The following is a 6,161-nucleotide window of genomic DNA, read 5'->3' as shown; positions in this document are numbered from 1 at the left end:
ACCATTAACTAAACCACTTACAGTATACCACTTCTTTGCCCAGATCGAAAATTTTTTACGAACGGGGCTTTATTTGGTGTGCCTTGATTTTGTCGCTTTCGTTTACGAGCTATTTTTCTTGCACCTTTTACTTGACTAATCGTAGGAAGAAGGCTGTGACGGGTCTTTGCCAGCGGAATAGTCGATTTTATCTAGTTGAGCTTGTTCGAAAGTCAATGGGTAATGGCGGTATCCAAGATGGAAATGGATATCTTGCATAACACCATTGCGAATCCCTTTTGATTGGGAGGGACTATTCAATTTTGCACCGTAATTGACTCTTCCTAAATTCTCAACTAGAACATCTAATGTGATAGTGGGCTGATTTTTTTGTCCTTCAATCATCATTTCATCACCCAGTGTTTCTTGTGTTTGCGTTTGATTGTATTTGCCGTCAATATATATTTGTGCACGATCGTTTGTTTCGATTAAACGTAATTTATTTTTATGTCCGTAGTTTTTTAAGGTAAGTGAATATAATAAATAGCCGTAGCCATTGCTTGCTTGTTCCATTGTCAAAGGGTAATCTGTTTTGATTTCTTCACAAATCTGTTCTTTTATATGAAATAGAGAAACGCTTTTATTTACCGGATAAGTCCCTAGATTTTTTAACGTTTTTGTTCGGGGCTCTGCTTGCCAAACAGATGGACAAACTTCTTTGATGACCCTTTGAACTGCATAATATTTCTCAGTAGGTTGTCCAGCTTCGTTTAATAGTGCATCGTAATCATAGCTTGTGATTTGCGGAAGATCTGTATTGCCTCGAGCAGAACACCCATTATAAAAACCAAAATTTGTTCCCCCGTGGAACATATAAAGATTCAAGGAACCAATTTCTAACATCTCTTTTACTTCAGTTGCTAATTCTTCGGGATCACGCGTAATGATAGGTTCTCCCCATCGATTAAACCATCCATCCCAATACTCCATACACATGATCGGCCAATTTTTTTGATGATTCTGCATAAATTCTTTTAAGACCTGCGCATTTTCTTTTGAGTGGCTTCCAAAATTACCAGTCACAAAAATGTCTTCATCAATTAATGTACCAGCATCTAACACCTCTAGCCAAGCACCATCGGAGGTAAATAAAGGAACATCAATCGAATGTGCAAGCATCAATTCTTTTGTTTGGCGTAAATAAGATTTTTCCATTCCGTAAGAACCGTATTCATTTTCGAGCTGCATCATGATGACTGGACCACCTTGTGTGATCTGAAGAGGTGCAAGTTTTGGTAGAAGTACTTGATAATAATTTTTCAATTTTTCCATAAATCGAGGATCGGTAGAACGTACTCTTATATCAGGTTCTTTCAATAACCAAGCAGGTAATCCACCAAATTCCCATTCAGCGCAAATGTAGGCGCAAGGACGTAAAATTACCATCAAGTCTAATTCTTGAGCAATTTTTACAAATTGAACGATATCTTTGAATCCGGAAAAATCAAAGGAACCTTCTTGTGGTTCGTGAAGATTCCACGGAATATAAGTTTCAACCGTATTTGCTCCTAGTGCTTTTAAATTATATAAACTGTGCTCCCATTGAGAAGGGGGTATTCTGAAATAATGGATTGCCCCACTAATGATTTTTGTAGGAATACCGTCGACTAAAAATTCGTCTTTTATTTTAAATGTTTGCATGTCTATTCATTCTCCTTACCAGTAAGTGTTCCATTCAGGTTTTGCTAAACGCATAAGTGCTTCTAAATAAAAGTAGTCGCCCCATAGATTTGGCTCATCGACTCCTTTTCCTTCCGCATGAGCATAAACGCCACGTAAAAGCAATCCTTCATTTTCTGGATCATTTTTAGCAGTATAGTGTGTTCCTAATTGATAAATCATTCCTTTTGCTATTTCTTTTGCTTTAGGATACGCTTCCATTTTTTCTGCTTCTAATAATCCACATGCAGCAATCGCTAGAGAAGAACTGTCTTTATCTGATGGAAAATCATCATTGAAATCAAAATCCCAGTAAGGTACAAAATCTTGAGGTAAATGTTCTAAGAAAACATCGACGATCGCTTTGTAGTTCAATGGAAAAGGAACAGAATGCAAGTATCGCTCGTTTAGTGGAATCCCTAAAATCGCCCAACTTTGCCCTCTAGCCCAGATCGACTCATCACTATGACCTTGATGCGTTGCACCATGTGTTGGAACTCCTGTGTTTGAGTCAAAGTAATAGGTATGGAAAGTGGTGGCATCTTCACGAATCACGGTATGCAACAATGTCTGGTAATGCTTGAAAGCCACTTCTTTATAATGTGGGTCATTAGAAAGCGTACATGCTTGGAACAACAAAGGAAGATTGATCAAAGAATCAATAATCAAACGGTATTCGAGAGGATCACCGTATGCTCCCCAAGCTTGGATAAAATTCCCTTTGTTCTGAAATCTTGCCACTAAAATATTTGCAGCTTGTAAAAACGATTCTTTACACAACTGACTATCCACGACTTTATACCCGGCTCCAGCGGATAAACTATAAAGAAAACCGATATCATGATGATCAAGGACGAAGTGTTGGTCTAAGCGTTTTTGAAAGCTATGGATATTTTCCATTGCACGTACTAGAAATTTCTCTTCTTTTGTCCATTCATAAGATAACCAAAGCATTCCCGTCCAAAAACCATTTGTCCAATCATCATTTTTTTTGATTCGATATTTTCCGTTTGTTGCACAAGCTGAAGGGAAATCTAACCCGAAACGAACCATATTTTTTTTGATACGCATCATGCACCATTCAAATTGTTCATCCAACCAATTTTTATCTACAAATGTTCCCAATTCAATCAACATTTCCTTTTTTTGTTGAATATTCATAGTTACCTCCTCTTAAAATGTTAACATATTAACTTAAAAGTAGTATACCGTATTTAGGAAAAAAAAGCGAGTATTGAAGAGGATTTAAAAAAGTTTATTAGAAGAGAGCAAACAAAAAAGTGAAAGCTATTCCGCTTCCACTTCAATTTTTGTTTTAAAGTATTTCCAATGTTTATAACTGATGATATATTCTGCTACACTTTGATCTGCTAAGTAAGAGTGTTTGATTTGTTGGACAACAGGTTCTCGGAAACTTAGATTTAATAGATTAAGTAGTTCTGCATTCTCTGGGAAAACAATTTCATTTGTTTCCACAGAAGCAAGGGAAAAAAGATCAATCCCAAAATCTTTACGAACTTTTTCGTATATACTTGAATAGACAGAAATATCTTTTGCTATTGGTTCTTTCACTAATTTTTTTGGTAAGTGAGTGATGTGGACCAAAAAGGGTGTATCTTCAAAGAAACGAACACGTTTAATTTTATAGTAAGAAGCATTTGCTGGTAAGCCTAATTCCTTTAAAATATCCATTTCATTTTCTTCCTCAATCGAGAGTACTTTAACTTTTTCTTTATCTAAAGAATGTAGTTCGATATCAGAGAATTTCACACTTTGAGAAACTTTTGATTTTGAAACGAATGTTCCTTTTCCTTGGATACGATAGAGATAGCCTGCAGCAGTTAGTTCATTGAGAGCCTTGACTGCAGTAATTGAACTAACAGAATATTTCCGTTTGATATCTGCTTCTGAGTAAAATTTATCACCAGGAATAAAGTGGTGGTTTTTGATTTCTTCAAGTAAGTCTTGCTTGATTTGCTCGTATTTAGGAATCATACTAGAAGTCTTCCTTTCTTACAACATCATTATCTAATAGGATAACATGTTAACATATCTAAATCAATTAAAACCCATGAATTCTGCTGTTGCAGAAGTAAATAAAATTATGATGGTAGATGAAATTAGTGGAACTTTATAAAAATAATAGAAGTAGAATTGGAATAAATCACACTTTAGAAAGCGGATACAAAAATGTCTGATGCAATGGACAAATTTTAGTGAAACAGATGGAATAAAAATGGTTATGATAAAGATGCAAAGGGGGAAGGATCATGACTAGTCAAATGAATCGAGAAAATAAATTAGTGTTGCTCTTGTCAAAACAAAATCATTACATGACTTCAGAAGAATTAGCTGATTTATTAGATACCTCGACTAAAACGGTCTACCGCTTAGTAAAAAAAATAAATACAGAATTTCAAAATGGTCACTTGATTTTATCAGAAAAGGGGAAAGGGTATAAATTAGACTACGAAAAATTTATTGAACGAAACAAAGAAACAAATAATCTATCGATTAGTCTATCGCCAAATGAACGTCAGAATCGTGTAATGGAGGAACTTTTACTGTCTTCACCAAGAGCAATCAGGATATCTGAGCTTTTTAGTGCCTACGAGGTGGGTGATTCGGCAATTTCCAATGATGAGAAAAGTATCGCACAAAAGTTGAGGAAGTTTGATCTTCAATTGATTCGAAAAAATCGGACATTAGCCATCAAAGGTTTAGAAGAAGATATACGTAGAGGGCTTGCAGAAGTTATTTGGCGCATGAATATCCTTGATATCGATGAAATAAATGCTTCGAAAACGTTCAACTTCAATCGTTACGATGTCTTGTTCGTTTCAGATCAATTAAAGCTAATCGAAAAAATATTAGAAGGTGGACTTCCTTATCCTTACAATGTCAATATTTTTTCACATCTGTATATCTTGATCAGTCGCTCAAGGAAAAGGAGTGCTCCCGCCAGAGAAGAGGAACTAACCACGGAACAAATTGAATTCTTTGAAAAAGATAACCAAATTAAAAAAACAGCCGAAATCGTTATACAAAATGTTGAAAAATATCTGGCAACTTCGTTATCTGTGAATGAATCTTACTATCTCTATCAGTATCTAGTTTCCTCAAGAATGGAAAAAACAACAAAAGAAATAAAAAAATTTCCAGAAGAGGTAGAAAAAATCACTACTTACTATTTAGAAGAAGTAGGCAAACGAATCAATATGAAAGTGACAAATGAAAGTATTTTTATTGATCTAGCCAATCATATCAAACCAATGATCAATCGCTTAAAAAATCGTATCCACGTAAAAAATGGCTTGTTGGACCAAATTCAGCTGACCTATGAAAAAATCTATAACAGTGTGTCTGAAGTATCTAAAGAAGTCAGTCAGCACTTCAAATTACCTCTAATCAATGCAGATGAGATTGGCTTCATAACGTTGTATTTCGCACGGATGTTAGAAACACAACAATTACCGATTCAGACATTGATTATGTGTACGACAGGTATTGGAACTTCTGAATTGTTGAAAGCAAAAATCATCAAAAAATTTCCAGACTTAAATATAGTAGATGTCATTGCGACAAAAAACTATCGTACGGCTTTAGAAAAAAATCCGAACATCGAATTGATTTTGACAACTGTTGGAATCCGCTCACGATTAGGAGTCCATACATTACTTGTTAGTGCGATGCTAACAGCAGATGATCAATCACGAATCCAGAAAAAGATTGGGGAAATCTATAATGAAAGATGAGTTCATCGAAAGAATCGAAGTATCCGTTACTTCTCAACGAGAGGCATATCATTGGTTAGCAAGTTCACTTTACCCTGGAGAAGAAGAGAAAATAAGCATATTGATGGAAGCTTTTCTTATGCGTGAACAAAATGGAAATATTCAAATCGAAGAGGGGATCATTCTTCCTCATATTGAACATGAGTTGATCACTGAATCAAAAATCATCATTTTGTATCCCAAAAAAACCATTTTTCAATGGAACGAAGCAATCGAACAAGTCGATTTGATTCTTTTTGTATTGCTTTCACCAAACGAAACTACGGAAAAAAAGAAGAAAATAGCAAATTTTATGAGATGTTTAGCGGACGAAACATTTATGCAAACATTAAAGAAAATAAGGAGAGATAAAAGATGAAAATCGTAGGAGTAGCCGCATGCACAGTTGGGATTGCCCATACGTATATTGCACAAGAAAAATTAGAAAATGCAGCCAAAAAAGCAGGATACGAGATGCATATCGAAACGCAAGGAACGATTGGTATCGAGAATGAATTAACCCCAGAACAAATAAAAGAAGCAGATTTCGTGATTCTGGCAATTGATGTAAAAATAAGTGGCAGAGAACGATTTGAAGGAAAACGTATCATTCAAGTACCGACAGAAATCGCCATCAAATCACCCAATAAACTAATCGAAAAAGGCGTTGAAGTCGTAAAACAAGCGTGA

5 protein-coding genes and 1 pseudogene are annotated in these 6,161 nt (G+C 35.3%); 3 read left to right on the top strand and 3 right to left on the bottom strand.

Annotated features, from left to right (window positions below):
- Positions 1-141: 141 nt before the first annotated feature.
- The 3 genes and pseudogenes from KFO35_RS06120 to KFO35_RS06110 form a co-directional block, all read right to left on the bottom strand.
- Positions 142-1,680, bottom strand: a pseudogene (locus KFO35_RS06120) (glycoside hydrolase family 35 protein); the annotation flags it as partial.
- A gap of 15 nt (positions 1,681-1,695) precedes the next feature.
- Positions 1,696-2,859, bottom strand: coding sequence for a glycoside hydrolase family 88 protein (locus KFO35_RS06115; protein WP_156271954.1), 1,164 nt, complete (start codon positions 2,857-2,859; stop codon positions 1,696-1,698).
- A 126-nt stretch (positions 2,860-2,985) separates the two neighbouring features.
- Positions 2,986-3,693, bottom strand: a complete 708-nt coding sequence (locus tag KFO35_RS06110; protein ID WP_002315678.1) for a GntR family transcriptional regulator — start codon at positions 3,691-3,693, stop codon at positions 2,986-2,988.
- Positions 3,694-3,968: 275 nt separating this feature from the next.
- On the opposite strand from KFO35_RS06110, the gene KFO35_RS06105 reads away from it, so the two are divergent.
- The 3 genes from KFO35_RS06105 to KFO35_RS06095 are packed head-to-tail and all read left to right on the top strand — an operon-like array spanning position 3,969 to position 6,161.
- Positions 3,969-5,453, top strand: a complete 1,485-nt coding sequence (locus tag KFO35_RS06105) for a BglG family transcription antiterminator (protein ID WP_002315679.1) — start codon at positions 3,969-3,971, stop codon at positions 5,451-5,453.
- Positions 5,443-5,850: a PTS sugar transporter subunit IIA gene (locus KFO35_RS06100; protein WP_002315680.1), complete on the top strand. Its 408-nt coding sequence runs from the start codon at positions 5,443-5,445 to the stop codon at positions 5,848-5,850. Before KFO35_RS06105 ends, KFO35_RS06100 begins: the two co-directional genes overlap by 11 nt.
- Positions 5,847-6,161, top strand: a complete 315-nt coding sequence (locus KFO35_RS06095; RefSeq protein WP_002290570.1) for a PTS fructose transporter subunit IIB — start codon at positions 5,847-5,849, stop codon at positions 6,159-6,161. Before KFO35_RS06100 ends, KFO35_RS06095 begins: the two co-directional genes overlap by 4 nt.

The sequence above is a fragment of the Enterococcus lactis genome (genome assembly GCF_015751045.1).
GTDB lineage: Bacteria > Bacillota > Bacilli > Lactobacillales > Enterococcaceae > Enterococcus_B > Enterococcus_B lactis.
Note: the sequence above shows the minus strand (reverse complement) of the source record. Positions and strands in the feature narration are given on the sequence as shown.

Coding starts and splice junctions, on each gene's coding strand:
- KFO35_RS06095 (WP_002290570.1), top strand. CDS start 5,847: ATGAAAATCGTAGGAGTAGCCGCATGCACAGTTGGGATTGCCCATACG.
- KFO35_RS06105 (WP_002315679.1), top strand. CDS start 3,969: ATGACTAGTCAAATGAATCGAGAAAATAAATTAGTGTTGCTCTTGTCA.
- KFO35_RS06115 (WP_156271954.1), bottom strand. CDS start 2,859: ATGAATATTCAACAAAAAAAGGAAATGTTGATTGAATTGGGAACATTT.
- KFO35_RS06100 (WP_002315680.1), top strand. CDS start 5,443: ATGAAAGATGAGTTCATCGAAAGAATCGAAGTATCCGTTACTTCTCAA.
- KFO35_RS06110 (WP_002315678.1), bottom strand. CDS start 3,693: ATGATTCCTAAATACGAGCAAATCAAGCAAGACTTACTTGAAGAAATC.